General features: G+C 74.6%; 25 protein-coding genes. 18 read left to right on the top strand and 7 right to left on the bottom strand.

From position 1 onward, the window contains the following. Positions 1-43: 43 nt before the first annotated feature. Complete coding sequence (locus tag HP550_RS02340) at positions 44-778, top strand: IclR family transcriptional regulator (RefSeq protein ID WP_175345981.1); 735 nt, start codon at positions 44-46, stop codon at positions 776-778. On the opposite strand, the gene HP550_RS02335 is transcribed toward HP550_RS02340, so the two are convergent. Further along, the gene (locus HP550_RS02335; RefSeq protein ID WP_175345980.1) at positions 775-2,169 is read right to left on the bottom strand and encodes an NAD-dependent malic enzyme; all 1,395 of its coding nucleotides are present in this window, start codon (positions 2,167-2,169) and stop codon (positions 775-777) included. The two genes, HP550_RS02340 and HP550_RS02335, sit on opposite strands and share 4 nt — an antisense overlap. A 40-nt stretch (positions 2,170-2,209) precedes the next feature. Here HP550_RS02335 and HP550_RS02330 point away from each other — a divergent pair, with 40 nt between their 5' ends. Continuing rightward, on the top strand, positions 2,210-3,031 hold the full coding sequence (locus HP550_RS02330; RefSeq protein ID WP_175345979.1) for a Fic family protein: 822 nt from the start codon (positions 2,210-2,212) through the stop codon (positions 3,029-3,031). A 260-nt stretch (positions 3,032-3,291) separates the two neighbouring features. Here HP550_RS02330 and HP550_RS02325 read toward each other — a convergent pair whose 3' ends face one another. Further along, positions 3,292-4,098 carry an HAD family hydrolase gene (locus HP550_RS02325; RefSeq protein ID WP_175345978.1) on the bottom strand — a complete coding sequence of 269 codons (807 nt, stop codon included), beginning with the start codon at positions 4,096-4,098 and terminating at the stop codon, positions 3,292-3,294. A 205-nt stretch (positions 4,099-4,303) separates the two neighbouring features. Between HP550_RS02325 and ssd the strand changes: the two genes are divergently transcribed. From ssd to HP550_RS02290, 7 genes are all read left to right on the top strand, one after another. Next, positions 4,304-5,065 carry a septum site-determining protein Ssd gene (ssd, locus tag HP550_RS02320; protein ID WP_175345977.1) on the top strand — a complete coding sequence of 254 codons (762 nt, stop codon included), beginning with the start codon at positions 4,304-4,306 and terminating at the stop codon, positions 5,063-5,065. Further along, complete coding sequence (locus HP550_RS02315) at positions 5,062-6,246, top strand: TadA family conjugal transfer-associated ATPase (protein WP_175345976.1); 1,185 nt, start codon at positions 5,062-5,064, stop codon at positions 6,244-6,246. Before ssd ends, HP550_RS02315 begins: the two co-directional genes overlap by 4 nt. Further along, complete coding sequence (locus HP550_RS02310; RefSeq protein ID WP_175345975.1) at positions 6,243-6,944, top strand: type II secretion protein F; 702 nt, start codon at positions 6,243-6,245, stop codon at positions 6,942-6,944. Before HP550_RS02315 ends, HP550_RS02310 begins: the two co-directional genes overlap by 4 nt. Then, positions 6,941-7,501, top strand: a complete 561-nt coding sequence (locus tag HP550_RS02305; RefSeq protein WP_175345974.1) for a type II secretion system F family protein — start codon at positions 6,941-6,943, stop codon at positions 7,499-7,501. The genes HP550_RS02310 and HP550_RS02305 overlap by 4 nt, the downstream gene beginning before the upstream one ends. Positions 7,502-7,630: 129 nt before the next feature. Further along, on the top strand, positions 7,631-7,957 hold the full coding sequence (locus tag HP550_RS22075) for a DUF4244 domain-containing protein (protein ID WP_246280428.1): 327 nt from the start codon (positions 7,631-7,633) through the stop codon (positions 7,955-7,957). Further along, positions 7,954-8,298 carry a TadE family type IV pilus minor pilin gene (locus HP550_RS02295; protein ID WP_175345973.1) on the top strand — a complete coding sequence of 115 codons (345 nt, stop codon included), beginning with the start codon at positions 7,954-7,956 and terminating at the stop codon, positions 8,296-8,298. The genes HP550_RS22075 and HP550_RS02295 overlap by 4 nt, the downstream gene beginning before the upstream one ends. Then, on the top strand, positions 8,295-8,660 hold the full coding sequence (locus tag HP550_RS02290) for an Rv3654c family TadE-like protein (protein WP_175345972.1): 366 nt from the start codon (positions 8,295-8,297) through the stop codon (positions 8,658-8,660). Before HP550_RS02295 ends, HP550_RS02290 begins: the two co-directional genes overlap by 4 nt. Before the next feature lie 23 nt (positions 8,661-8,683). Here HP550_RS02290 and HP550_RS02285 read toward each other — a convergent pair whose 3' ends face one another. Continuing rightward, on the bottom strand, positions 8,684-11,347 hold the full coding sequence (locus HP550_RS02285) for a DEAD/DEAH box helicase (protein ID WP_425484412.1): 2,664 nt from the start codon (positions 11,345-11,347) through the stop codon (positions 8,684-8,686). 44 nt (positions 11,348-11,391) lie between these two features. Here HP550_RS02285 and HP550_RS02280 point away from each other — a divergent pair, with 44 nt between their 5' ends. The 6 genes from HP550_RS02280 to HP550_RS02255 all read left to right on the top strand — a co-directional run bounded on the left by HP550_RS02280 (position 11,392) and on the right by HP550_RS02255 (position 16,684). Then, positions 11,392-12,162, top strand: coding sequence for a LamB/YcsF family protein (locus HP550_RS02280; RefSeq protein WP_175345971.1), 771 nt, complete (start codon positions 11,392-11,394; stop codon positions 12,160-12,162). Next, positions 12,159-12,800: a 5-oxoprolinase subunit B family protein gene (locus tag HP550_RS02275; RefSeq protein WP_175345970.1), complete on the top strand. Its 642-nt coding sequence runs from the start codon at positions 12,159-12,161 to the stop codon at positions 12,798-12,800. The genes HP550_RS02280 and HP550_RS02275 overlap by 4 nt, the downstream gene beginning before the upstream one ends. Beyond that, positions 12,797-13,657, top strand: a complete 861-nt coding sequence (locus HP550_RS02270; RefSeq protein ID WP_175345969.1) for a 5-oxoprolinase subunit C family protein — start codon at positions 12,797-12,799, stop codon at positions 13,655-13,657. Before HP550_RS02275 ends, HP550_RS02270 begins: the two co-directional genes overlap by 4 nt. A gap of 210 nt (positions 13,658-13,867) precedes the next feature. Further along, positions 13,868-15,658 carry a ribonucleoside triphosphate reductase gene (locus tag HP550_RS02265; protein ID WP_175345968.1) on the top strand — a complete coding sequence of 597 codons (1,791 nt, stop codon included), beginning with the start codon at positions 13,868-13,870 and terminating at the stop codon, positions 15,656-15,658. Beyond that, a complete protein-coding gene (locus HP550_RS02260) occupies positions 15,655-16,299 on the top strand; it encodes an anaerobic ribonucleoside-triphosphate reductase activating protein (RefSeq protein WP_175345967.1) in 645 nt (214 codons plus the stop codon). The genes HP550_RS02265 and HP550_RS02260 overlap by 4 nt, the downstream gene beginning before the upstream one ends. Before the next feature lie 49 nt (positions 16,300-16,348). Then, positions 16,349-16,684, top strand: coding sequence for an STAS domain-containing protein (locus HP550_RS02255; protein WP_175345966.1), 336 nt, complete (start codon positions 16,349-16,351; stop codon positions 16,682-16,684). 43 nt (positions 16,685-16,727) lie between these two features. Here HP550_RS02255 and HP550_RS02250 read toward each other — a convergent pair whose 3' ends face one another. The 4 genes from HP550_RS02250 to HP550_RS02235 all read right to left on the bottom strand — a co-directional run bounded on the left by HP550_RS02250 (position 16,728) and on the right by HP550_RS02235 (position 20,491). Further along, the gene (locus tag HP550_RS02250; RefSeq protein WP_175345965.1) at positions 16,728-17,936 is read right to left on the bottom strand and encodes a hypothetical protein; all 1,209 of its coding nucleotides are present in this window, start codon (positions 17,934-17,936) and stop codon (positions 16,728-16,730) included. Continuing rightward, complete coding sequence (locus tag HP550_RS02245; RefSeq protein WP_175345964.1) at positions 17,933-18,472, bottom strand: RNA polymerase sigma factor; 540 nt, start codon at positions 18,470-18,472, stop codon at positions 17,933-17,935. Before HP550_RS02245 ends, HP550_RS02250 begins: the two co-directional genes overlap by 4 nt. A 67-nt stretch (positions 18,473-18,539) precedes the next feature. After that, positions 18,540-19,961, bottom strand: coding sequence for a hypothetical protein (locus tag HP550_RS02240; RefSeq protein WP_175345963.1), 1,422 nt, complete (start codon positions 19,959-19,961; stop codon positions 18,540-18,542). Then, on the bottom strand, positions 19,958-20,491 hold the full coding sequence (locus HP550_RS02235; RefSeq protein ID WP_175345962.1) for an RNA polymerase sigma factor: 534 nt from the start codon (positions 20,489-20,491) through the stop codon (positions 19,958-19,960). Before HP550_RS02235 ends, HP550_RS02240 begins: the two co-directional genes overlap by 4 nt. A gap of 230 nt (positions 20,492-20,721) precedes the next feature. On the opposite strand from HP550_RS02235, the gene HP550_RS02230 reads away from it, so the two are divergent. From HP550_RS02230 to HP550_RS02220, 3 genes are all read left to right on the top strand, one after another. Further along, on the top strand, positions 20,722-23,016 hold the full coding sequence (locus HP550_RS02230) for a sodium-translocating pyrophosphatase (RefSeq protein WP_175345961.1): 2,295 nt from the start codon (positions 20,722-20,724) through the stop codon (positions 23,014-23,016). A gap of 79 nt (positions 23,017-23,095) precedes the next feature. Then, on the top strand, positions 23,096-23,758 hold the full coding sequence (locus HP550_RS02225) for a ThuA domain-containing protein (RefSeq protein ID WP_175345960.1): 663 nt from the start codon (positions 23,096-23,098) through the stop codon (positions 23,756-23,758). A gap of 18 nt (positions 23,759-23,776) precedes the next feature. Then, the gene (locus HP550_RS02220; RefSeq protein ID WP_175345959.1) at positions 23,777-24,490 is read left to right on the top strand and encodes an endonuclease/exonuclease/phosphatase family protein; all 714 of its coding nucleotides are present in this window, start codon (positions 23,777-23,779) and stop codon (positions 24,488-24,490) included. Positions 24,491-24,495 lie beyond the last annotated feature (5 nt).

Below are 24,495 nucleotides of genomic sequence, written 5' to 3'. Positions count from 1 at the left end.
CGCGTCGCCGATACCGTCTGGGATACCAGACAGGAGGATGGTCATGAGCGACGTGCCCGCCGCCGACGCCACCCTGCGCCTGCTGGCGCACCTGTCCCGGACGGGACCGCTGCCCGCCGCGGCGCTGGCCACGGCACTCGGCCTCCCGCGGTCGACCACGTACCACCTGCTCGCCGTCCTCACCGAGCACGGGTTCGTCGTCCACCTCCCCGAGGAGCGCCGCTACGGCCTGGGACTGAGCGCGTTCGAGCTGGGCTCCGCCTACTCCCGGCAGGCGCCGCTGGCCCGCGCGGCGCGGCCGGTGCTCGCGCGGCTCGTCGACCAGGTGGGGCAGAGCGCGCACCTGGCCGTCCTGCACGGGCGAGACGTCGTCTACGTGGTGGAGGAGCGCGCGGCCGGCCGGCCCGCCCTGGTGACCGACGTCGGCGTGCGGCTGCCGGCGCACCTGACCGCCAGCGGCCGGGCGATCCTCGCGGCACTTCCCCCGGCGCAGGTGCGCGCCCTGTTCCCCGACCGTGAGGCGTTCGTCGACCGCACCGGCGTGGGCCCGCGTCGGCTGTCGGAGCTGCGCACGATCCTCACGGAGGTCCGCCGCGTCGGGTGGGCGTCGGAGCACGGCGACGTGACCAGCGGGTTCGCCTCCGTCGCGGCCGCCGTGCGGGACCGCACCGGGCATCCGATCGCCGGGCTGGCCGTGACGTTCGAGGACGGGGCCGTGCCCGACGGCCTGGTCCGGGCAACCCAGCGCGCGGCCGAGTCGCTCGCGCGGCGGGTCTAGACCGAGACGGTCTCGTGCGCGGCCTTGGTCACGGCGGCCGCGACGACGGTGGTGACCTCGGGGTTGAACACGCTGGGCACGATGTACGTCGGGTTGAGCTCGTCGTCCGTGACCACCGAGGCCAGCGCGTACGCCGCCGCGAGCAGCATGTTGCTGGTGATCCGGTGTGACTGCGCGTCGAGCAGCCCGCGGAAGACCCCCGGGAACGCGAGCACGTTGTTGATCTGGTTGGCGAAGTCGGAGCGGCCGGTGCCGACGACGGCCGCGTGCTGCGCCGCATCGTCCGGGTCCACCTCCGGGCGGGGGTTGGCGAGCGCGAACACGATGGAGTCCGGGGCCATCGTCGCGACGTCGTCGCCTGTGATGACGTCCGGGGCGGAGACGCCGATGAACACGTCGGCGTCCCGGAGCGCGTCCGGGATGCTGCCCGAGATGCCGCGCGGGTTGGTCATGGACGCGGTCCAGAACAGCGACTCGTCCAGGCCCGGGCGGTCGGCGCGGACGACGCCCTCGATGTCCGCGACCACGACGTCCTTGGCCCCCGCCGCCAGCAGCAGCTTGAGTACCGCGGTCCCCGCGGCGCCCGCACCCGAGAGCACGATCCGCACGGCGGCCAGGTCCTTGCCCACCACCTTGAGCGCGTTGGTCAGCGCCGCGACGACGACGATGGCGGTGCCGTGCTGGTCGTCGTGGAACACCGGGATGTCGAGGCGCTCGCGCAGCCGGCGCTCGATCTCGAAGCAGCGGGGCGCGGAGATGTCCTCGAGGTTGATCCCCGCGAACACGGGCGCGATCGCGCAGATGGTCTCGACGATCTGGTCCACGTCCGTGGTGTCCAGTGCGATGGGGAACGCGTCGATCCCCGCGAACCGCTTGAACAGGACCGCCTTGCCCTCCATGACCGGCAGGCTGGCCAGCGGCCCGATGTTGCCGAGCCCCAGCACCGCGGTGCCGTCCGTGACCACCGCGATCGTGTTGCGCTTGATGGTCAGGCGGCGGGCGTCCTCAGGGTGGGCGGCGATCGCCTCGCAGACGCGCGCGACCCCCGGGGTGTACGCCATCGACAGGTCGTCGCGGTTGCGCAGCGGCACCTTGGACTCGATCGAGAGCTTGCCGCCGATGTGCATGAGGAACGTGCGGTCGCTGACGCGCTCGACGACCACCCCGTGCAGGCCCTTGAGGGCCTCGACGATGTCTGCCGCGTGCTGCTCGCCGCGCGTCGCGCAGGTGACGTCGACGGTCATCTGCTCGTGGCCGGACGCCGTGACGTCCAGGGCGGTGACGATGCCGCCGGCCTTCTCGATCGCCGTGGTCAGCTCGCTGACGGCGGTCGGTCGGGCCTGCACCTCGAGGCGAGCGGTGATGGACGACGAGACGCTCGGTGAGACCATCCGGCCATTGTGGCCCGTCCGGCGCTCGTAGGGTGACCGCGTGACCGACCCCCTGGCCCCGCTGCTCGACCTGCCCGGAGTCACCGAGGCGGTCGAGCGCGCCCGGATCGCCTGCGAGGAGCTGCGCTGGCACGAGGCGTACCGGCGTCGCTGGCGGGAGGTCCGGGCCGAGGCGGGCCTGCGGGCCACGCGGGCGTCGTGCGAGATCGAGGGCGTGCGGGTGCCGTTGTCGCTGGTCCGCGAGGTCGCGACCGGTGGGGGCTCCGATCCCGTCGTCGTCGGTGCGCTGCGGGCCACGGTCCTGGTGGAGCGGTGGATGCCCGCGCTCGGGACCAGCGGGTCGGCCGCCCTCCCGCCGCTGCGCCAGGTGCTCGCCCGCGTGCACACCGCGGCCACAGGCGGATGGCTGGAGGAGCCCGACGTCGGCCGGCTGCGGGTCGACGAGCCGGCGCAGGACCTCACCGGCCTGGGGTCCGCGCCGGTCGGCGACGAGCTGGCCGCGCGGATCGACCTGCTCGACCGGACCGTGCGGACCACGACGGTCCCGGCCCTGGTGGTCGGCGCGGTCGTGCACGGCGAGCTGCTGGCGCTGCGCCCGTTCCTCGCGGCGAACGGGCTGGTCACGCGGGCCGTCGCGCGGCTGCTGCTCACCGCGCGGGGTCTGGACCCGACCGGGTCCGTGGTTGCCGAGTCCGCCTGGGCGGCCGCGCTCAACCCGTACCTCGGGGGCGCTGCCGGCTTCGCGACGGGGACGCCGGACGGGGTCGCGGCCTGGGTGCGTGGATACGGGGAGGCGGTCGTGCGTGGGGTCACCGAGGCGCGTGGCGTGGCCGACGCGGTGCTGGCGGGGTCTCTGGGCTGACGAACGACGGCGCCCCTGGGGGCGCCGTCGCCAACAGCCGACCGTGAGGGTGATCAGGCGTGCACCGGTGTCGGTCGCGACGGGACCAGCCCGGTCGACCTGCCCATAGGTGGGCTCTCCTGCGCGTGGGTGCCCTCGCGGTCATGCAGTTGTGGTCCTTTGGTACCCCACTTGCCGGATCCGCGACAGCCGGGGCGACGACGGTGCAGGCCACCCGTCCGGGGGCGCCGGATGCTGGGACGCTGGTCCGCGATGCGGACTCAGCGGCGTCGACGGCTCCGACGGATCGCGAGGGCCGTGACGACCGCGGCGACCACGACGAGGGTGACCGCTCCCGCCGTGACGATGCGGGCGCGGCGCGGGAACAGGGGAACGGGCCGGACGAACGAGAGGGCCCCCCAGCCGCGCTCGACCGCGAGCCTGCGCAGCGCGCGGTCGGGGTTCACGGCGAACGCGTGGCCGACCGTGCCGAGCATCGGAGCGTCGGTGATGGAGTCGGAGTACGCGTAGCTGGCGTCGAGGTCGTAGCCCTGCGCCTCGGCGAGCTCGCGGATGGCCAACGCCTTGTTCTCGCCGTAGGCGTAGAAGTCGATCTCGCCGGTGTACCGCCCGTCGGCGACGTTCATCCGCGTGGCGATGACGTGGTCCGCCCCGAGGATCGCCGCGATCGGCTCGACCACCTCGGCGCCCGACGCCGACACCACCACCACGTCCCGGTCCGCGGCGTGGTGCTCCGCGATCAGCGCGACCGCCTCCGCGTACACGGTGGGGTCGATGGACTCGTGCAGCGTCTCGGCGACGATCGCCGACACCTGCGACACGTCCCAGCCGGCGACCATGCGGGACAGCTGCGCGCGCAGGCGCTCCGTCTGGTCCTCGTCGGCGCCGCCGAGCTGGTAGAGCAGCTGCGCGTACGCGGTACGCACGACCGACCGGCGGGTGAGCAGACCCTCGGCGAGGAACGGTCGGGAGAACGCGGTGGCCGACGACGTCGCGATGATCGTCTTGTCGAGGTCGAAGAACGCGGCCTCGCGCAGGCGGTCATCCTGCGTCGGATCCTCGTCCATGCTGCTCCGGGCGTCGTCGTGGGGTTCCGTGCGGGTCGCCGCGAGCCTAGTGGCCGACGCCCACACGAGGGCGAGCCGCCCCCAGCCCCACGCGCCCGGGAGGCCATCCCCAGATCCGCAGCGCCCCGCGGCCCGGCCCCGTGCGCCGCGGCAGTGTGCGTCGTGCGCCGGCGGCCAGGTCGGATCCCGACGGAAGGTGAACCCGATGACCCCCCTCACGGGCGCTCCCTCCGCCCCACCGACCTGGCCGTCGGTTGCCTCGACGCCCCGCCGCGCGCTCGTCGTCGGCGTGGTGGCCGGGCGCGGGGGCGCCGGCGCCTCGACGCTCGCGGCGGTGCTCGCCCGGCAGCTCGCGCGGCGGACCGCGACCGCCCTGGTGGACCTCGACCGCGCCTCGGGTGGCATCGACGTCCTGCTCGGGCTCGAGGGCGCCGACGGGGTGCGCTGGCCGGACCTGGCGGACGCGCGCGGCGAGGTGTCGGGGGGCGACGTGCTGGCGCTGCTGCCGCGATGGGGGTCGTGCGCGGTGCTCAGCGCCGACCGGGCCCGCCCGGGGGCGCCCGAGCCCGCGGTCGTCGCCGACGTCCTGCACGCGCTGACCAGCGCGGCGGGCACCCTCGTCCTCGACCTGGACCGGGCTTCCGTCGTGGCCGGGGAGTCGCTGGCGGGAGCGTGCGACGCGGTGCTCGTGGTGGCTCCGCGGGACCTGCGCACGGTGGCCGGCATCCTGGCGATGCGGCCGCACCTGGGCCCCGGGGTGCCCGCGTCGCTGGTCGTGCGCGGACCGGCGCCCGGCGGTCTCGGCACCGCCGAGCTGGCCGAGGCCGTGGACCTGCCGGTCCTGGCCAGGCTCCCCACCGACCGCCGGGTGCCCGCGGCGCTCGAGCGGGGCGGGGTGCCCGTCGGCGGCCGGATCGCCCGCGCCGCCGACCGGATCGTGGCGGCGCTCGACCGGAGCCTGCGGTGACCGCGTTGGTCCGAGGGGTCGGGCCGGACTTCCTCGATGCCGTCCGGACGAGGCTGGGTGCGGGCGGGGCGTCCGGCGACGCCCTCGGGGCGGTCGTCGAGGCGGCGGCGCGTGAGGCCGGGGCAGTGCTCGGCTCGCGTGCGCTGACGTCGATGACCCGGACCGTGCGCGACGAGCTCTTCGGCGCGGGTCGGCTCCAGGGGTTCCTGGATGACCCCGAGGTCACCGACGTGCTGGTCAACGGGCCGCGCGACGTGTGGGTGGAGCGCGCCGGACGGCTGACGCGGGCGGACGTCGACCTCGGTGGCGTCGACGACGTCCGCGCGCTCGCGGTCCGGCTGGCGGCGGCGGGAGGCCAGCGCCTCGACGACGCCTCGCCCGCGGTCGACGCCCGCCTGCCGGACGGGACCCGGTTGCACGCCGTGCTCCCGCCGGTGGCGGAGGGGTGTGCGCTGATCAGCCTGCGGGTGGTCCGGTCCCGCGCGTTCACGGTGGAGCAGCTGGTCGCGTCCGGCACCCTGGCGCCCGCGCTCGTCCCGGTGGTCCGAGCACTGGTGACCACGCGCGCCAACCTGCTGGTCTCGGGCGCGACGGGCTCCGGCAAGACCACGCTCCTGGCCGCGCTGCTGTCGCTGGTCCCGCACGACGAACGGCTGGTGGTGGTCGAGGAGGCGGGCGAGCTCGCGCCGGCGCACCCGCACGTGGTCCGCCTGCTGGCCCGGCACGCCAACGTCGACGGCGCCGGCCGCGTGGACCTGGCCGCCCTGGTGCGGCATGCGCTGCGGATGCGGCCGGACCGGATCGTGCTCGGCGAGTGCCGCGGCGCCGAGGTGCGCGAGGTGCTCGCCGCGCTGAACACCGGGCACGACGGCGGGTGCGCCACGGTGCACGCGAACGCGGCGGCGGACGTCCCGGCGCGGCTCGAGGCGCTGGCCGCGCTGGCGGGGATGTCCCGCGAGGCGGTGGCCGCGCAGGCCGCGAGCGCGTTCGACGCGGTGCTCCACCTGCGCCGCGCCGACCGCCGGTACGTCGCGGAGGTGGGTGCCGTCCGTCGTGGCGCCTCGGGCGAGCTGGAGGTGGCGTGCGCGCTCCGGGTCACCCCGACCGGTGTCACGACCGCCGGACCCGCCTGGCCCGCGCTGGCTGCCCGCCTTGGTCTCGCGGTCGAGACGCCCCGATGAGCCTGGTCGTCGGGGCGCTGACGGGGCTCGCGGTCGCTGCTGTGGCGGGGACGCGGGGTCGGCGGGCGCGCGCGGCGCCTCCGCAGCGCTCTGCGGGGACCGTGGTGGGCGCGCGACGGCCAGGGGGCGGCCTGTCGGAGCGGCTGCTCGGCGTCTCGGCCCAGCTGCGCGCGGGAGCGACCCCGGCGCAGGCGTGGTCGCGGGTGCTCGGCACGGTTGCCGACGGTCCCGTGCCCGCCGCCGCCGCGCTCCTCGGGGCGACGGTCCCGCCGCGCCGTGGGCCGATCCGTCGCCGGGCACGCGACGGGGACGTCCAGCGCGTCCGCGCGGTGCTGGCGGCGGCGCACGTGTCCGACCAGCTGGGTGCACCCCTGGCCGGCGTCCTTGAGCGCATCGCGGCGGCCGTCGCCGCCGACGAGGAGGCGGAGGGCGCGCGCCGGGCGGCCCTCGCCGGACCGCGGTCGACCGCGCAGGTGCTCGCGTGGCTCCCGCTGCTCGGGGTGGCGCTGGGCGCCCTGCTGGGTGCCGACCCCGTGGGGGTGGTGTTCTCCGGCGGGCTCGGGACGGCGTCGGCCGTGCTCGGTGTGACGCTCCTGCTGGCGGGGCGGTGGTGGACGTCCGCCCTGCTGTCCCGGGCGGGGCGCGCGGGAGCGGTCGGCCCGGTGGTGCGTCGCACCAGGACGGTCGCGCGGCGGTGACGCCGCTGGTGCTCGCCGTCGTCGTCGCGTCGGCGGTCGGTGCGGCGACGAGCCCGTGGTGGTGGGGCCGTGCACGGTCGAGGCCCACGGGTGCTCGGCGTGTGCTGCGGCGCGCGACGGCGGGGAGGCCGCCCGCACCGCTGGACCCCGTGCTGCTGCTCGACCTGATCGACGTGGCGATCGCGACCGGAGCGTCGGTGCCGCGCGCGCTGGCCGCGGTGGGTGCGGCTGTCGGTGGCGAGCAGGGCGACGCCCTGGCACGGGGTGCGACCGGCCTGCTGCTGGGCTCGTCGTGGCACTCCGCGTGGTCGGGCGCACCCGTGGCGGACGTGGTCGACGTGCTGGAGACCAGCTGGACGACGGGGTCCGCGCCCGGGCCGGCGTTGCGCGGACGGGCCGACCAGCTGCGGCGGGAGCGCCGCGCTCGCACAGCGGCTGCCGCGGGTTCGCTCGGGGTGCAGCTGGTCCTCCCGCTCGGGCTCTGCTTCCTGCCGGCGTTCGTGCTGCTCGGCCTGGTCCCGATGCTGCTGAGCCTCGCCGGCGACCTGCTCGGCTGACGAGACGTCCACAGCCCAGCCCCGGTCCACCGGGTCCACGGATCGAGGGTCGGCTACGCCACGGGCGACGCCCCCGGCTGACGCTGGCGAGGCGCCGACAGTCGTCGGTGCCCCACGAGAGGAGAGGTCATGACGACCACAGAGACCACCGCCCCGATGCCCCACCGCCGGCCGGCCGACGAGGGCGCGGTCCCGCGGCTCGGCCCGACGGCGGGCACTGCCGCCCCGGCCCGTCCACGCCGTCGCCGGGCGGTGCGCCCGCGTGCCGTGCTCGCTTTGAACGTTCGCGGCCGGCACACCGGTGCCCGGCTGGCCGACGCCGGGATGGCGACCGCCGAGTACGCCATCGCGACCCTCGCCGCCGTCGGCTTCGCGGGGCTGCTCGTCGTCATCCTCAAGGGGAACGAGGTGAAGGGCCTGCTGCTGGGGATCATCCGGCAGGCGCTCTCGCTGTGACGACCGCGGGCCGGCGGGACCGCGGGAGCGTCACCGCCGAGCTCGCGGTGGGGCTGCCCGCGGTCGTCCTGCTGCTCGTCGCCCTGCTCACCGTGGCGTCGGCGGCGGTCGCGCAGACCCGGTGCACGGACGCGGCGCGGGCGGGGGCCCGGTCCGCGGCGCTCGGTGAGGCCGACGGGACGGTCGTCGCGACCGCGCGGCGGCTCGCCGGTGAGGGCGCCGCGGTGGCGGTGAGCCGGTCCGAAGGCTGGGTGACGGTGACGGTCTCCGACGCGGTCGGGTCCTGGCAGGGGACACCCCTGCGGGCGCACGCGTCGGCCGTCGCGCGGGCGGAACCGTGACCGGGAGGCGCCCGTGTCGGGGGGACGATCGCGGGTCGGGGACGGTGCTGCTGCTGGCCCTGGTCGCCGTGCTCCTGATCGTGGCCGGTCTGCTCGGCCTGCTGGCCTCGGTGCAGCTGGCCCGTGGGCGCGCGCAGACCGCCGCGGACCTCGGTGTCCTCGCGGGGGCGGCCCAGCTGCTGGCTGCGGGCACCGGCGACCCGTGCGCGACGGCCGCACAGGCGGTGCGGCGGAACGGGGGGATGCTCGCCGCCTGCACCGACGACGGGCGGGGCGTGCTGACCGTGCGGGTGCTGGTGCCGACCGCGACCGGGACCGCCTCCGCCTGGGCGCGCGCCGGTCCCGTGTCGGCGCGATCGTGACGGACCGTGGTCGCGGGTTGCTGTCAGGCGGCCGGGGCGTGCGAGAGGACCACGTCGAGCAGCCGGACAGCGGCGGCCTTGTCCAGCGGGTTGTTGGCGTTGCCGCACTTCGGCGACTGGACGCAGGCCGGGCAGCCCGTCAGGCATCGGCAGGCGGCGATCGCGTCGCGGGTGGCCCGCAGCCAGGTGGCGCCGAGCGTGAAGCCGCGCTCCGCGAAGCCGGCACCGCCGGGGTAGGCGTCGTGCACGAACACGGTGGCGTGCTCGGTGTCCACGTGCAGCGCGGTCGACAGCCCGCCGAGGTCCCACCGGTCGCAGGTCGCGAGCAGGGGCAGGAGACCGATCGAGGCGTGCTCGGCGGCGTGCAGGGCGCCGGGCGTGGCCTCGACGGTGACTCCCGCGGCCAGGAGCACCTCCGCCGGGGCGGTCCACCAGACGGCGGTCGTGCGCAGCGTGCGGGCGGGCAGGTCCAGCTCCTCGGTGCCCAGCACCTGCAGGTCGGGGATGCGCTTGCGCTGGTAGCCCAGCACCTGGGTGGTCACGTCGACCGACCCGAATCTCCACGTGATCGGCCCCCAGGGCACCTCGGCGTCGACCGACTGGATCTCGGTCGTGGTGACCCAGCGCGCCCAGGTGCCGTAGTCCACGTCGCGACGGGTCACCAGGGCGATCCCGTCCTCGAGGCGCAGCTCGTCAACGACGAACGTGGCGCCCTGGTGCACGTAGACGGCGCCGTCGTGCACGGTGGAGTCGGCGGAGGCGGCGTCGACCGTGCCGAGCAGCCGCCCGGTGACCGACTCGACCACGCGGACGGGGTCCCCGCCGGACCCCCGCAGGTCGGTGAGGCGGCTGGCCGGTTCGTTGTGCGTCCAGTACCAGCCGGAGGGTCGGCGGCGCAGGGTCCCGCGCTCGACCAGCTCGGCCAGCAGATCGGCGGTGCGGGGGCCGAACAGGTCCAGCTCCTCGGTGCGCAGGGGCAGCTCCGCCGCGGCGGCGCACAGGTGGGGGGCCAGGACGTAGGGGTTGGTGGTGTCGAAGACCGTGGCCTCGACGGGGGTGTCGAAGATCGCCTCGGCGTGGTGCACCAGGAACGTGTCCAGGGGGTCCTCGCGGGCGACCAGGACCACCAGCCCGTCGGTGCCGGCCCGCCCGGCGCGTCCGGCCTGCTGCCAGAGCGACACCCTCGTGCCGGGCCAGCCGGCGATGAGCACGGCGTCGAGCCCGGAGATGTCGACTCCGAGCTCGAGCGCGTTCGTCGTCGCGAGCGCGCGCAGCGCCCCCGACCGGATGGCGGACTCGAGCGCGCGCCGCTCCTCGGGCAGGTAGCCCCCGCGGTACGCCGACACCGACGCGGCGAGCGTCGGGTCGATCTCCAGCAGGTGCGCGCGCGTGGTGGCCGCGACGGACTCCGCGCCCCGGCGCGACCGCGTGAACGCCAGGGAGCGGGCGCCCGCGGCGGTGAGGTCGGCGAGCAGGTCGGCGATCTCAGCGGTGGCGGTGCGCCGGGGCCGGTCGGAGGGTTCCGCGACGATCCGGTCGCCCGTGCCGAGGGGGCCGGACCCCTCGCCCGGCGCGGGGTTGCCGATGCCGGGGAGGACGGCGGCGAGCAGCTCCGACAGCACGACCGGCTCCGCGCCCGCCGTGACGGCGTCGGGCTCCGCAGTGCCATTCGCGGCCCTCCCGGCCGCCGCAAGCGACCCGTCTCCCCAGACGTCGTCAGGCGCCGGGACGCTGAGGTCGTCCGGTCCGCGCGTCACGTGCCGGGGCAGTGCGAGCGGGGTGGCCCACGGGTCGTCCTCGGGCAGCAGCGCGGACCACGGGGCGTCGGTACCGGGAAGCTCCGGCGGCTGCCACAGGACGAACGTCTTGCGGCCGGCGGGGGAGGCGTCGTCGGTCACGGCGGTGACCTCGGACGGATCGACGCCGATCAGCCGGGCGGCGCTCGCGGCCGGGTCGGAGGTGGTCGCGGACGCGAGCAGGAAGGTAGGCGTGGCCCCGTACGATTCGGCGAGCCGGCGCAGTCGGCGCAGGACCAGCCCCACGTGCGCACCGAACACGCCGCGGAACGCGTGGCACTCGTCGACCACCACGTACCGCAGCGACCCGAGCAGGCGCGCCCACCGGCGGTGCTGGGGGAGCAGGGCGAAGTGCAGGAAGTCGGGGTTGGTGAGCACCACGTCGGCGTGCTCCTGCACCCAGCGGCGCTCCTCCAGCGAGGTGTCGCCGTCGCAGGTGGCGACGCGCACGTCGCGGGTGCGCGCGGCGGCGAGCAGCCGGTCGAGGGCGGCGAGCTGGTCGGCGGCGAGGGCCTTGGTCGGGCAGAGGTAGAGGGTCGTTGCCCGACGGGTCACGGACTCGATGCGACCGGGGTCGAGCAGGGATCCGGCCGCGGCCGACCGCGCGGTCGACAGGGCGGGCAGCCAGAACGCGAGCGACTTACCGGAGCCGGTCGAGGTGGCCAGGACCGTGTGCCGGCCGGACCAGGCCGCGTCGGCCGCCTGCACCTGGTGCAGCCACGGCCGGTCCACCCCGAGGGCGCGGTACCCGTGCACCAGGTCGGCGTCGGCCCACGCCGGCCAGTCGGTCTGCACACCCGGGCGGGACGGGAGGTGCCGCACGTGCGTCATGCGGTCGGTGCGGCGTCCCGCGGCGAGCAGCACGTCGAGCAGCTCACCGGGTTCCACCACCCGACCATCCTCGCATCGGGCGCCCGTCGGGCAGGATCGGAGGCATGGCGGTGCGGATCGACCTCAACTGCGACCTCGGCGAGGAGCTCGACGCCTGGGAGGCCGGTGTCGACGGCCTCGACATGCTGCTGCTCGACGTGGTGACCAGCGCGAACGTCGCGTGCGGCTACCACGCGGGCGACGAGCGGATCATGGCCGCCGTGTGCCGCGCGGCGGCGGCCCGCGGGGTCGCCGTCGGTGCCCACGTGTCCTACCTGGACCGCGAGCACTTCGGCCGCCGGTTCCTGGACGTGCCGGCCGACGAGCTGCGCGCGCAGGTGACGCAGCAGGTCGCCGTGCTGGCGGCGATCGCCCTCCGGGAAGGCACCCGGGTGGCCTACGTGAAGCCGCACGGCGCGCTCTACAACGCGGTCGTGCACCACCAGGAGCACGCTCGATCGGTCATGGAGGGCGTCGGGGACCTGCCGGTGCTGGGCCTTCCCGGGTCCGCGGTCCTGGAGATCGCCGCCCGGACCGGTCGCCGTGCGGTCGCGGAGGCCTTCGCGGACCGCGGCTACCGGTCGGACGGGACGTTGGTGCCCCGGTCCGAGCCGGGGGCGCTGGTCACCGACGCCGACGAGGTCGCCGCGCGGGTGGTCCGGCTGGCGCAGCACGGCGTGGTGCGCGCGGTCGACGGATCGGACGTGCGGGTGGTCGCGGAGTCGGTGTGCGTGCACTCGGACACCCCGGGAGCGGCGGTGCTGGCCCGGTCGGTGCGGGCTGCCCTGGAGCGTGACGGGGTGGCGGTCGCGCCCTTCACGGGACCGGGCGCATGACCGACGCGCGGGGCCCTCGGGTGCTCCCCTACGGCGACGACGCCGTCCTGGTCGAGCTCGCGGATCTCGCCGAGGTGCGCGCGCTGGACGACGCGGTCCGTGCCGCCCGGGCGACGGACCCGGAGGCGGCGGCCATCGTCGACCAGGTGCCCGCCGCGCGCACGCTCCTGCTCCGGGTGCGCGACGGTGCCGACGCCGGCAGCCTGCCTGTCGAGCGGTGGTGGGCGGGGCGCACCGACGTCGCACGGGAGACCTCCACCACCGAGGTCGTCCTCGACGTGGTCTACGACGGTGCCGACCTCGACGACGTCGCGCGCCTGGCAGGGCTGTCCGTCGACGACGTGATCGCGCGGCACACCGGCGTGCTGTACACGGTCGCGTTCGGCGGCTTCATGCCGGGGTTCGCCTACCTCGTCGGCCTCGACCCGCTGCTGCGGGTCCCGCGCCTGGACAGCCCGCGCGAGCGCGTCCCGGCCGGCTCGGTGGCGATCGCCGACGAGTTCAGCGCGGTCTACCCGGCTGCGACCCCCGGCGGGTGGCGGCTGCTGGGCCGGTGCGACGTCGAGCTGTTCGACGTGGACCGCGAACCACCCGCGCTGCTCCAGCCCGGCACGCGAGTCCGGTTCACGGCGTCATGACGGGTGCGCTGGAGGTCGTCGAGCCCGGGCTGCTCACGCTCGTGGAGGACCTCGGGCGACCCGGCTGGGCGCACATCGGCGTCGGTCGTTCCGGGGCGGCGGACGCGGGGGCGCTTCGGCTGGCCAACCGCCTGGTCGCTAACGACGAGGGTGCGGCCGGGCTTGAGGTCCTGCTCGGCGGGCTGCGGGTGCGCGCCCGTGGCGACCTGACCGTGGCGCTGACCGGCGGGCACGGGCCTGCGTGGGTGGACGGTCGACCGGTGGGGCACGAGGCCGTGCTCGAGCTGCGGGACGGGTCGGAGCTGCGGCTCGGCACGGTCGAGCTCGGCCTGCGGACGTACGTGGCCGTGCGCGGCGGGATCGACGTGCCGCCCGTGCTGGGGTCGCGCAGCACCGACCAGCTGGCCGGGCTCGGACCGGAGCCGCTCGGCGCCGGGGACGTCCTGCCGGTCGGCCCCGCGCCGCGGGACTGGCCGCTGGTCGACATCGCCCCCGTCCGCCCGGAGGGGCTCGTGCTCCCGATCGTGGCTGGCCCGCACGCCGACTGGTTCGACGACGCGCTCGCACGGCTGTGCGGCCCGCACGAGTACCGCGTCACGCCGGCGACGAACCGGGTCGCCGTGCGGCTCGACGGGCCGACCCTCGGGCGGACCCCGCAGCACGAGGGCCGCGAGCTCCCGTCGGAGGGTCTGGTGGTCGGTGCGGTGCAGGTTCCGCCCGACGGTCGACCCGTCGTGTTCGGCGTCGACCACCCCGTCACGGGGGGCTATCCGGTGGTCGCGGTGGTCCGTCGGCACGCCCACGGGAGGCTCGGACAGCTGCGTCCGGGCGACCCCGTGCGGTTCGCGCCGGGCTGACGAAAGGCCGACGGGAGCGACACGCCGCAACTTCACTCGCTCGACGACGATGCCCGCACGGGGACCGTCCGGCGACCGGGACCTAAGGCCCACCTCGCGCCAGGCCGCGGGCATAGAAATCTCTACATCTAGTCCTCATCGACCGCCTCGACCACAGCATGTTGTGGTGGCGGTCGGAGGCACCTCATCGTGGAGCAGGGAGTACGGGGCATGTCGGAGAAGGTCGTCGTGGACGTCGGTTCGTCGATCGAGGAGTACCTCGACCGCAGTGACTGGCGGGTGTCCGCCAACGCGAACCAGGGCTACTCGCTGGGTGGTCTGATCCTCCAGACCAGCGGCAAGGTCGTCGCCAACTACTGGCTCAGCCACGTCTACCCGCCCGAGGTCGGGACCGCGCACCGCGAGGGCGACCTGCACGTGCACGACCTCGACATGCTCTCCGGCTACTGCGCCGGCTGGTCGCTGCGGAACCTGCTCCAGGAGGGCCTCAACGGCGTCCCGGGCAAGGTCGACGCCCGCCCGCCGCGCCACTTCAGCGCCGCGGTCGGCCAGATCGTCAACTTCCTGGGCACCATGCAGAACGAGTGGGCCGGCGCACAGGCGTTCAGCTCGTTCGACACCTACCTCGCGCCGTACGTGCGGCTGGACGGCCTGACCTACGCGCAGGTGCTCCAGGGCATCCAGGAGCTGGTCTACAACCTCAACGTGCCGTCGCGGTGGGGCACGCAGACGCCGTTCACCAACCTCACGTTCGACTGGGTGTGCCCGGACGACCTGCGCGACGAGGTCCCGTTCGTCGCCGAGGAGCCGTGCGACTTCACGTACGGCGACCTGCAGGTCGAGATGGACATGATCAACCGGGCGTACATCGAGATCATGACCACGGGCGACGCGTCGGGCCGCGTGTTCACGTTCCCGATCCCCACGTACAACATCACCAAGGACTTCGACTGGGACAGCGAGAACGCCGAGGCGCTGTTCGCGATGACCGCCAAGTACGGGCTGCCGTACTTCCAGAACTTCCTCAACTCCGAGCTGAACCCCGGCGACGTCCGGTCCATGTGCTGCCGCCTCCAGCTGGACCTGCGCGAGCTGCTCAAGCGCGGCAACGGGCTGTTCGGGTCGGCGGAGCAGACCGGCTCCATCGGCGTGGTGACCATCAACTGCGCCCGGCTCGGCTACGTGCACCGCGGCGACGAGGCCGGCCTGTTCGCGGAGCTCGACCGCCTGATCGACCTGTCGTGCACGTCCCTGGAGCTCAAGCGCGAGCTCATCCAGCGCCTGATCGACGACGGCCTGTTCCCGTACACGCGCCGGTACCTGGGCACCCTCGAGAACCACTTCTCGACGATCGGCGTCAACGGCCTGCACGAGATGGTCCGCAACTTCACGGGCGACGAGTACGGCATCGTCGACCCGCGAGGCCACGAGCTGGTCCTGCGGGTGCTCGACCACGTCCGCGCCCGCATGGTGGAGCTCCAGGAGGCGACCGGTCACCTGTACAACCTGGAGGCGACCCCCGCGGAGGGCGCCACGTACCGGTTCGCCAAGGAGGACCGGCGCCGGTTCCCCGGGATCCTCCAGGCCGGCACCGACGACCACCCGTACTACACGAACTCCTCGCAGCTGCCGGTCGGGTTCACCGACGACCCGTTCGAGGCGCTGACCCGCCAGGACGAGCTGCAGACCAAGTACACGGGCGGCACGGTGCTGCACCTCTACATGGCCGAGCGGCTGTCCACCGCGGACGCCTGCCGCCAGCTGGTCAAGCGCGCCCTGTCGACGTTCCGGCTGCCGTACCTGACCGTGACGCCGACGTTCTCGATCTGCCCGAACCACGGCTACCTCGCGGGTGAGCACCAGACGTGCACCACGTGCGGCCAGACGTGCGAGGTGTGGACCCGCGTCATGGGGTACCACCGCCCGGTCAGCTCGTTCAACATCGGCAAGCAGGGCGAGCACGCCGAGCGCACGCCGTTCCGAGAGCCGGCGCTCGTGTGAACATCGCGGGTCTGGTGCCGTTGTCGTCGTGCGACTGGCCGGGAAAGCTCGTCGCGACGGTCTTCCTGCAGGGCTGCCCGTGGCGGTGCACCTACTGCCACAACGCGTCGATCCTCGATCCGCGCGCTCCCGGGCAGGTCCCGTGGGAGGACGTGCTCGGCCTGCTGGACCGCCGGCACGGGCTGCTCGACGGGCTGGTCTTCTCGGGCGGGGAGCCGACGATGCAGTGGGCGCTGCGCGACGCCGCGGTGCAGGTGCACGACGCCGGGTTCGGCGTGGGACTGCACACGTCCGGCGCCTACCCGCGGCGGCTCGAGGCCGTGCTCCCGCACGTCGACTGGGTGGGGCTGGACGTGAAGGCTCCTGCGCGGCTGTACCGCGCGATCACCCAGGTCGGCGGACCGCGGACCAGCGCGGACGCCGCGTTCACCTCGCTACGGCTGGTGCTCGACGCGGGGGTCGACGTGCAGGTGCGCACCACGGTCGACCCGACAGTCCTGAGCGACGCCGACGTGGCGGAGCTCGGGGCCGTCCTGGCCGACCTCGGGGTGCGCGACCACGTGCTCCAGGAGGTCAGGCCGGACGGCACGACGACCGAGTACCAGGCGGCTCTGGCGGAGGCGCGCCGGTTGCCCGCGTGACCCGATCGGTCCCCCTCTCTGTTTAACTTCGCGCAGAGAGGGGGACGATATGGACGTGCATGTGACCAGCCGGGACGTGGGTCCCCGCACCGTCGTGGAGGTCGAGGGCGAGATCGACGTGTCCTCGGCCGACACCCTGCGCGACCAGCTTGCCGAGCTGCTCGACCGTGACCGCACCGACCTGGTCATCGACCTGCGCGGGGTCCGGTTCATGGACTCGACCGGTCTCGGCGTGCTCGTCGGGACCCTGAAGAAGGTCCGGCTGGCCGGCGGTCAGCTGCAGCTGGTGATCGACTCCGAGCGGCTGCTCAAGGTCTTCCGGATCACCGCGCTGCTCCAGGTGTTCACCGTGCACGAGACGGTCGAGGCGGCCCTCGACGCCTGAGCAGCGGGTGCGCGTGCAACTGTCGCGCCGATCGGCTGACGGGTCAGTCCGGGAGGATCGAGTAGACGACCGTCGGCTCTCCGTCCTCCGACGTCGATGCTGTGACGCCGACCTCCCACCCCGCCACGGGGAAGGTGATGCCGGGCGGGGGCGCGAGCGCCGGGTAGGTCGACCAGTCGTCGCCGAGCAGCCGGACGGCCTCCTTGGCGGCGTCGTCCCCGTCGGCGGCGATCACGACGCTCCACCCCTCGCCGCTCGACCCAGCCATCGGGGTGACCGACACCAGCCGGCCACCGATGAGGGGGACGTCGTCGACCGGGAAGCCCTCGGGGAAGCCGGTCGGTGCCGGGGGCATGTCGAGCAGGGTCAGGGACCAGGGGCCCGCCACGGCGCGCCCGCCCGCCTCGGCATAGCTCACGTAGACCGAGTACTCGCCGGCGGGCAACGGCACGCCCCCGGGTTCTCCGTCCGTGGCGCAGGTGATCAGCTCCGTGCTCGTCAGGCCCATGGCCACGGAGCGGTCGGACGAGGACATCCACGCATACCGCGGGTCCGGCGCGGGGTCGGCGTCGGACGCCACGACCGTGCCGTCGTGGGTGATCAGGACCCGGCTGTCGAGCTCGTCGCCGACGACGGTGATGGACTCCGAGGTCTGCGCGAGCTCGAGCTGGTCGCGCGCGACCTCCACGCCACGGTCCAGGGCGTCGACCTCGCCCGCGGTGAGCGGGGCGCCACCTGGGGGGTTGGCCAGCCTGCTCGCGCGGTGCGCCTCCGCGTCGGCCAACGACTCGTTCGCGCTGCGCACCAGCTCGGCGACCGCGGCGTCCCGAGCATCCGGCGACAGCTCGCGGACGAGGACCGGGCTCATGGTGCGCCCGAGCAGGGTTCCCAGATCGGTGCCCTGAGGGGGGATGGAGGAAGGCTCGTCCATGTACCAGGAGCCGTCCGTCGACGGCAGCAGACCGACACGACCGGGCTCGGCCGTCGGGAGGAGTCCGATGTCCGACCCGCACGTACCAGGGCCGGCATCGGCCCGCGCCGCGGGAAGGACGGACGACGGCTGTCGCCCCCCGACGTACACGGCGCCGAACGCCACGGCCCCGACGGCACCGACGGCCACCCCGCCACGCACCCCCGCGCGGACGGTCCGGCGGCGCCGGATGCGGCCGGTGAGGGACAGGACGTCGAAGGGCGCGTCGTCGGGGCCGGTGTCGACGGCGTCGTGCAGCGCGCGGGAGAGGTCGGGGCTCATCGGGTCACTCCTGTCGGGACCAGCTGGATGTCGAGGGTGTGCGCGTCGGGCATCGGCCCCAGCAGGGACTCGAGCTGCCCGATGGCGTCGAAGAGGTACCGCTTGACCGTGCCGTCGGAGATCTCCAGGCGGCGGGCGATCTCCGGCACCGTGAGGTCGTCGTAGAACCGGAGCACCACGCAGGCGCGCAGCCGCGGGCGCAGGGTCAGCAGGGCGGTCTGCACGTCGAGCCGGGCGGTGCTCGCCGGGCCGTGGTCGGCCGAGGAGTCGTCGCGGGCGAGCAGGTGGCGCACGGCGGTCCAGCGCGTCCGGCGGCGGTGACCGTCCAGGAAGATGGTGAGCACCGCCCGGCGCACGTAGGCCTCGGCGGCCGCGGGCTCGCGCAGCGGGCGCCCCTGGCTGAAACAGCGCACGAGCGCGTCCTGGACCAGGTCCTCACCCTCGCGCTCGTCGCCCGTGAGCAGGGTCGCGTAGCGCACCAGCGCACGTCCCCGAGCCCGCACGAGCTCGTCAAGAACCTGTTCCCAGGCCGTCATGCCACCTCCCTGTGGTGCCGTCATCTTCCTGGACGACCGGGAGGTGCGAACCGTTGGTCGGACCGGACTACGTGAGCGTGACCGTGAACGGTGTGCCCAGCGTGACCGCGTAGCCCGCGCTGGTGTCCTGGAGCGGCACGGTCTCGGATGGCAGCCGGACGACCGGTGCGGAGAAGATCCAGCCGGGGTACACCTGGTAGACGCCGGCCGGCAGGGGGTTCCCGTCGCTCAGCGGCTGGTCGACACCGGAGATGCAGGAGGTCAGCCCCCGCTCGTCCTCGGCGAAGGCCAGGGGTGCGCCCGCGCCCAGGTCGACCACGGAGAACGCGTCGTTCGCCTGCACGGTGGTGCCCACGACGATCCCGTCGCGCACGATCCAGTACTCGATCGCGTAGTAGCCGTACGCGCGCAGCCGCCCGGGTCCGGTGTACTGCACCGTGCCGGCGGCCAGCAGCGGCGACCCGGCCGCAAACGTCGTCGCCTGCGGGGTCACCTGGAGGTCGAGCATCGCCGTGCGGACGGGGGCCGCGGGTGCCGGGCCGTCGCACGCGGGCCGATCCGCCGTGGTGGTCGCGTCGAGCGGGACGTCCGTGCCCGGCGCGGGGAGCTGCTCGTCGGCCTCGCCCGTCACGGTGACGGTCGCCGGAGCGCCGAGGGCGGTCGCGCGGGCAGCGCCGTCGAGCGCCGCCGTCTGTGCGAGCGTCAGCGTCCCCTGCGCCAGCTCCGGCGGGAGATCGCCGTCGAAGGTGACGACCGTCGCCCACGGCCGTAGCTCGTAGGTGCCCGCCGGCAGCGGACGTCCCGGGGTCGCCGGGCCGCCGTCCGCGGGATCGCAGACCGTGAGGTCGAGAGCGCCGCGGAACCAGGCCGTCTCGCCCTGGTTGCCGCTCCGGCCGGACATCGCGTCGTACGTCCCGGGGTAGAAGCCCGCGGTGCCGACGACGACGCCGTCGCGCACGACCGCCACCCGCGGTCCGCCGTCCGGCACGGCGAGCACCAGGGACGACCCGAGCTCGGGGCTGCGCTCGACCTCTCCGCCGACGGCCAGGTACCCGCCGGACGTCATCGCGCCGGCGTCCGGCGCCAGGCGGGCGGCGACGCGGTCGTCCACCGGGTCGGCGGCCGGCGAGGTCACCAGCGAGCCGCACACGCCGAACGGCAGGGCGGGGTTGCCCACCGGCAGGACGACGGGCGCGACGGTCGGCGTCGGCGTCGGCGAGGGCGCCGGGGTCGTCCGCGTCACCGAGGGCGACGGGGTGATTGCCGGGGGCGCGGGGCTGGTGCGGTCCGGCAGGAACGCGAAGGCGGTCCCCGCGACCAGGACGACCGCGGCGGCTGCGCCACCGATCGCCACCGCGGCGCGGGTGCGTCGCCGGGTGCGGGCACGGGCGGTGATCCGGGCGACGGGCAGCGGCGCGCGTCCGAGGCGGTGGCTCTGCTCGGCGCGGTCGGCCAGCTCGCCCAGGGCCGACTCGAGGTCGTGGTTCATCGTCCGGCTCCTCTCGCGATCGTGGGGACGTCCTCGGTGGACAGGCCGGGTTGGGGGCCCAGGAGGGGCTCGAGCTTGTGGCGGGCGTCGGACAGGTACCGCTTGACCGCCCCGGGGGACACCCCGAGCCGGCGGCCGATCTCGGGCAGCGTGAGGTCGTCGAAGAACCGCAGGACGACGCAGGCGCGCTCGCGGGGGGACAGGACGGTGAGTGCTCGTGCCACGTCGGCGCGGTCGCCGGCGGCCGTGAGCTCGTCGTCCGTGGCCTCGGGCGTCGCGATGAGATGGGTCACGGCGGCGAAGCGCCGTCGCGCCCGGTAGGCGTCGAGATACGTGTTCAGGATGACCCGGCGGACGTAGGCCTCGACCCACGTGACGTCGTCGGGCCGGCGGCGCGTGTAGGTCCGCACCAGCCCGTCCTGCACCAGGTCCTCCGCCGCCGACATGTCCCCGGTCAGCAGGTAGGCGTAGGCGACCAGTGCCGACCCTCGCTCGGCGACGAGCCGGTCGAGATCGTCCTCCCAGCTCATGGCGTCGACCTCCTTGGACGGGCAGCGCTGCCCTCACCTGTCCAGACGCCGTCGCCGCCCGAACGGTTGGGGGTGAAGACGATCGTCCCGCTGTCCGTGGCGCCGGTCACCCGTCTGCGGCGGTGTGCGATCTACGTCACATCTCGTGGCTAGACTCGCCCAGTCGCGCAGCAACGGGGCTGTGGGACAGGCGTGGTCAGGGGGGCCTCGCTGATGTCCGAGGAGGATGCATGGTCGAGCTCGGGTCAACGAGCATCACGATCGTCAGTGTCATCGCGGCCGTTGCGGTCGCGTCCCTGCTCATCGCCGTCGTCCTGCGCCGCCAGGTGCTCGCGGCCGGTGAGGGGACCGAGTCCATGCGCGAGATCGCGCGCGCGGTCCAGGAAGGGGCCGCGGCGTACCTGAGCCGGCAGTTCCGCACCCTGGCCCTCTTCGCGGTCGTCGTCTGCGCCCTGCTGTTCCTGCTGCCGGGCGACAGCGGCGTCAAGATCGGTCGGTCCGTCTTCTTCCTCATCGGTGCGGGGTTCTCCGCGGCGATCGGGTATCTGGGCATGTGGCTGGCCACGCGGGCGAACGTCCGGGTGGCGGCGGCCGCGTCCGAGCCTGGTGGGCGCGCGGAGGGCGCGCGCATCGCGTTCCGGACCGGCGGGTTCGTGGGTATGAGCGTCGTGGGCCTCGGCCTGCTCGGCGCGGCGTCCGTCGTGCTGATCTACCGGGCAGAGGCTCCGGCGGTCCTCGAGGGCTTCGGCTTCGGGGCCGCGCTGCTCGCCATGTTCATGCGGGTCGGCGGCGGCATCTTCACCAAGGCGGCCGACGTGGGCGCCGACCTGGTGGGCAAGGTCGAGCAGGGCATTCCCGAGGACGACCCGCGCAACGCGGCCACGATCGCCGACAACGTGGGCGACAACGTGGGCGACTGCGCCGGCATGGCGGCGGACCTGTTCGAGTCCTACGCGGTCACGCTCGTCGCGGCGCTCATCCTGGGCAAGGCCGCGTTCGGCGAGCAGGGCCTGGTGTTCCCGCTGGTCGTCACGGCGATGGGCGCGCTCGTCGCGGTGCTCGGCGTGTTCATCACGCGGGTGCGCGGTGCGGAGAGCGGCCTGACGGCGATCAACCGCGGCTTCTACATCTCGGCGCTGGTCGGTGTCGCGCTCTCCGCGGTGGCGGCGTTCATCTACCTGCCGTCGTCGTTCGCGGAGCTCACGGGCGGGACCGCCGGCCTCGAGACGCACGGCGGGGACCCGCGCCTGATCGCCTCCGTGGCCGTGGCCATCGGCGTCGTGCTCGCCGGCGTCATCCTCTGGGTCACCGGCTACTTCACCGGCACCACCAGCAAGCCGACGCTGCACGTCGCGCGCACCACCCTGACCGGCGCGGCCACCGTGGTCCTGTCCGGCATCGGGGTCGGCTTCGAGTCCGCCGTCTACACCGCGGGCATCATCGCGGCGGCCATCTGCGGCGTGTTCCTGCTGGCCGGCGGCTCGGTGTCGCTGTCCCTGTTCCTCATCGCGCTCGCGGGCTGCGGCCTGCTGACCACGGTCGGCGTCATCGTCGCCATGGACACGTTCGGGCCGGTCAGCGACAACGCGCAGGGCATCGCGGAGATGTCCGGGGACGTGACGCCCGAGGGCGCCCAGATCCTCACGGACCTCGACGCCGTGGGCAACACCACCAAGGCGGTCACCAAGGGGATCGCGATCGCGACGGCCGTGCTGGCCGCGACCGCGCTGTTCGGGTCGTACGCCGACGCAGTGAAGAACGCGCTCGGCACGGCGGGCCAGGTGGGCGACGAGCTCACCGCGGCGATGATCAACTACTCGATCATCAGCCCGGTCACCCTGGTCGGCGTGATCCTCGGTGGCGCGACGGTGTTCCTGTTCTCGGGCCTGGCGATCGACGCCGTGACCCGGGCCGCGGGGGCCATCGTGTTCGAGGTGCGTCGCCAGTTCCGCGAGCACCCCGGGATCATGACGTACGAGGAGCGGCCGGAGTACGGCAAGGTCGTCGACATCTGCACCCGCGACTCGCTGCGGGAGCTGGCGACGCCCGGTCTGCTCGCGGCGTTCGCACCGATCGCGGTCGGGTTCGGCCTCGGCGTAGGCCCGCTCGCCGGGTTCCTCGGCGGGGCCATCGCGACCGGCGTGCTCATGGCGGTCTTCCTGGCCAACTCGGGCGGCGCCTGGGACAACGCGAAGAAGATCGTCGAGGACGGCAACTTCGGCGGCAAGGGGTCCGACGCCCACGCGGCGGCGGTCATCGGCGACACGGTGGGTGACCCGTTCAAGGACACCGCCGGCCCGGCCATCAACCCGCTGATCAAGGTGATGAACCTGGTCTCGCTGCTCATCGCGCCGGCCGTCGTGGCCATCTCGGTGGGTGCCGACGCGAACCAGACCGCTCGCCTGTCGATCGCCGTCGCGGCGGCACTCATCGCGGGCGGGGCGGTCGTGATGTCTCGCTTTCGTGCGGCAAGAGCCGACCGAGAGGACCTGACGCGGGAGGCCGAGAAGGCGCTCGCGCGCTGACGCACACCACGACGAGCCCCCGGCCGTGGTCGGGGGCTCGTCGTCTGTCGAGGAGCAATCGTCTGTCAAGGAGGAACAGGTGTCCCACGCACTCGTGCTCGCCGGCCACGGCCGGTACCAGGACCCGTGGCACGACACCGCCGCGGTCGCGCACCGGCTCGCAGGACTGCTGGCCGAGGACGGCGTCGACGCCACGATCCGGGGGACCCTGCCGGGCGCGCTCGACGACGTGGACCCCGACCTGGTGATCGTGGCGTCGGGCCGCGGCCGCCCGGACCCGGACTTCGACGGCACCGACGACGACTGGGTGCCGTTCCACGACGCGCTGGCCGCGCTGGTCGCCTCGGGTGTCCCCGTCCTCGGGCTGCACCAGGCGGCGAACGCCTTCCTGGACCGGCCGTCCTGGGCGTCGATGCTCGGCGGTCGGTGGGCGGAGGGGACCACGTGGCACCCGCCGCTCGGGGCGGCGGTCTTCCGCGTGGTGGACCCGTCGCACCCGGTCACGGCCGGGCTGTCCACCGTGGAGGCGCTGGACGAGCGGTACCTGTCGCTCGAGGTGTCGCCGGACGTCCACGTGCTGGTGGCCGCGGACCACGACGGCGTCGCGCACCCGGTCGTCTGGGTGGCCCCCGGTCCCGGGCGGGTGGTCTACGACGCCCTCGGGCACGACGTCCGGTCGTACGACTCGCCGTCGCGCGTGCAGCTGTTCCGGAACGAGGTTCGCTGGCTGCTCGGCCGCTGAGTCCGAGAGGATGTCCCGGTGACGACGAGCACCGACGCCGGCCGCCTTCGGGTCATGACGTACAACCTGAAGGGTCTGCAGCTCTCCCGGGCTGACGCCGTCGCGGTGGTGCGCATCGCGGCGCCCGACGTGCTCGGCGTGCAGGAGCCCCCGCGGGGACTGCTCGGCCGGTGGCAGATGTGGCGGTTCGCGCGGGACGTGGGCCTGCGGACGGCGGTGAACGGCCGCGGCGCCCGGACGACGGCTCTGCTGGTCGCGTCGGGTCGGTCGGTGTCCGACGCGCGCGCGCTCAAGCTGGTCAACCTCGCGGGCCGCACCCGCCGGGGCGTCGCCATGGCCACGGTCGACGGCGTCCGGTTCGTCGTCGTGCACCTGTCCCTGGTCCGCGACGAGCGGTCGGCGCACCTGTCCGACATCCTGCTCGACCACGTCACCGCCACAGGGACGGTCGTGCTCGGCGACCTCAACGAGCGCCCGGGCGGCCCCACGTGGAAGCGCCTGTCCGCCGTGCTGGTCGACGCCGACCCCGCCGGCGACCCCACCTACCCCGCGATCGACGCGTTGCACCGGATCGACGCGGTCTTCGTGTCCCCCGACCTGGGCGTCGAGGCTGCGCGGGTACCCTCCGGCCCGCCCGTCCTGCGCGGCAGCGACCACCGCCCGCTGGTCGTCGACCTGCTCGTGGCACCGGAGCGACCCGGCGACCCGGAGGCGCGGACGGTGCAGGGATGATGGCG

The organism is Cellulomonas humilata, from assembly GCF_013359775.1.
Taxonomy (GTDB): Bacteria; Actinomycetota; Actinomycetes; order Actinomycetales; family Cellulomonadaceae; genus Cellulomonas; species Cellulomonas humilata.
This window is presented reverse-complemented; position numbering and strand designations above follow the sequence as displayed.

Bases quoted from the DNA above. Each gene is read 5' to 3' on its own strand.
- HP550_RS02340 (WP_175345981.1), top strand. From the start codon at position 44: ATGAGCGACGTGCCCGCCGCCGACGCCACCCTGCGCCTGCTGGCGCAC.
- HP550_RS02335 (WP_175345980.1), bottom strand. From the start codon at position 2,169: ATGGTCTCACCGAGCGTCTCGTCGTCCATCACCGCTCGCCTCGAGGTG.
- HP550_RS02325 (WP_175345978.1), bottom strand. From the start codon at position 4,098: ATGGACGAGGATCCGACGCAGGATGACCGCCTGCGCGAGGCCGCGTTC.
- ssd (WP_175345977.1), top strand. From the start codon at position 4,304: ATGACCCCCCTCACGGGCGCTCCCTCCGCCCCACCGACCTGGCCGTCG.
- HP550_RS02310 (WP_175345975.1), top strand. From the start codon at position 6,243: ATGAGCCTGGTCGTCGGGGCGCTGACGGGGCTCGCGGTCGCTGCTGTG.
- HP550_RS22075 (WP_246280428.1), top strand. From the start codon at position 7,631: ATGACGACCACAGAGACCACCGCCCCGATGCCCCACCGCCGGCCGGCC.
- HP550_RS02280 (WP_175345971.1), top strand. From the start codon at position 11,392: ATGGCGGTGCGGATCGACCTCAACTGCGACCTCGGCGAGGAGCTCGAC.
- HP550_RS02275 (WP_175345970.1), top strand. From the start codon at position 12,159: ATGACCGACGCGCGGGGCCCTCGGGTGCTCCCCTACGGCGACGACGCC.
- HP550_RS02270 (WP_175345969.1), top strand. From the start codon at position 12,797: ATGACGGGTGCGCTGGAGGTCGTCGAGCCCGGGCTGCTCACGCTCGTG.
- HP550_RS02265 (WP_175345968.1), top strand. From the start codon at position 13,868: ATGTCGGAGAAGGTCGTCGTGGACGTCGGTTCGTCGATCGAGGAGTAC.
- HP550_RS02255 (WP_175345966.1), top strand. From the start codon at position 16,349: ATGGACGTGCATGTGACCAGCCGGGACGTGGGTCCCCGCACCGTCGTG.
- HP550_RS02250 (WP_175345965.1), bottom strand. From the start codon at position 17,936: ATGAGCCCCGACCTCTCCCGCGCGCTGCACGACGCCGTCGACACCGGC.
- HP550_RS02245 (WP_175345964.1), bottom strand. From the start codon at position 18,472: ATGACGGCCTGGGAACAGGTTCTTGACGAGCTCGTGCGGGCTCGGGGA.
- HP550_RS02240 (WP_175345963.1), bottom strand. From the start codon at position 19,961: ATGAACCACGACCTCGAGTCGGCCCTGGGCGAGCTGGCCGACCGCGCC.
- HP550_RS02235 (WP_175345962.1), bottom strand. From the start codon at position 20,491: ATGAGCTGGGAGGACGATCTCGACCGGCTCGTCGCCGAGCGAGGGTCG.
- HP550_RS02230 (WP_175345961.1), top strand. From the start codon at position 20,722: ATGGTCGAGCTCGGGTCAACGAGCATCACGATCGTCAGTGTCATCGCG.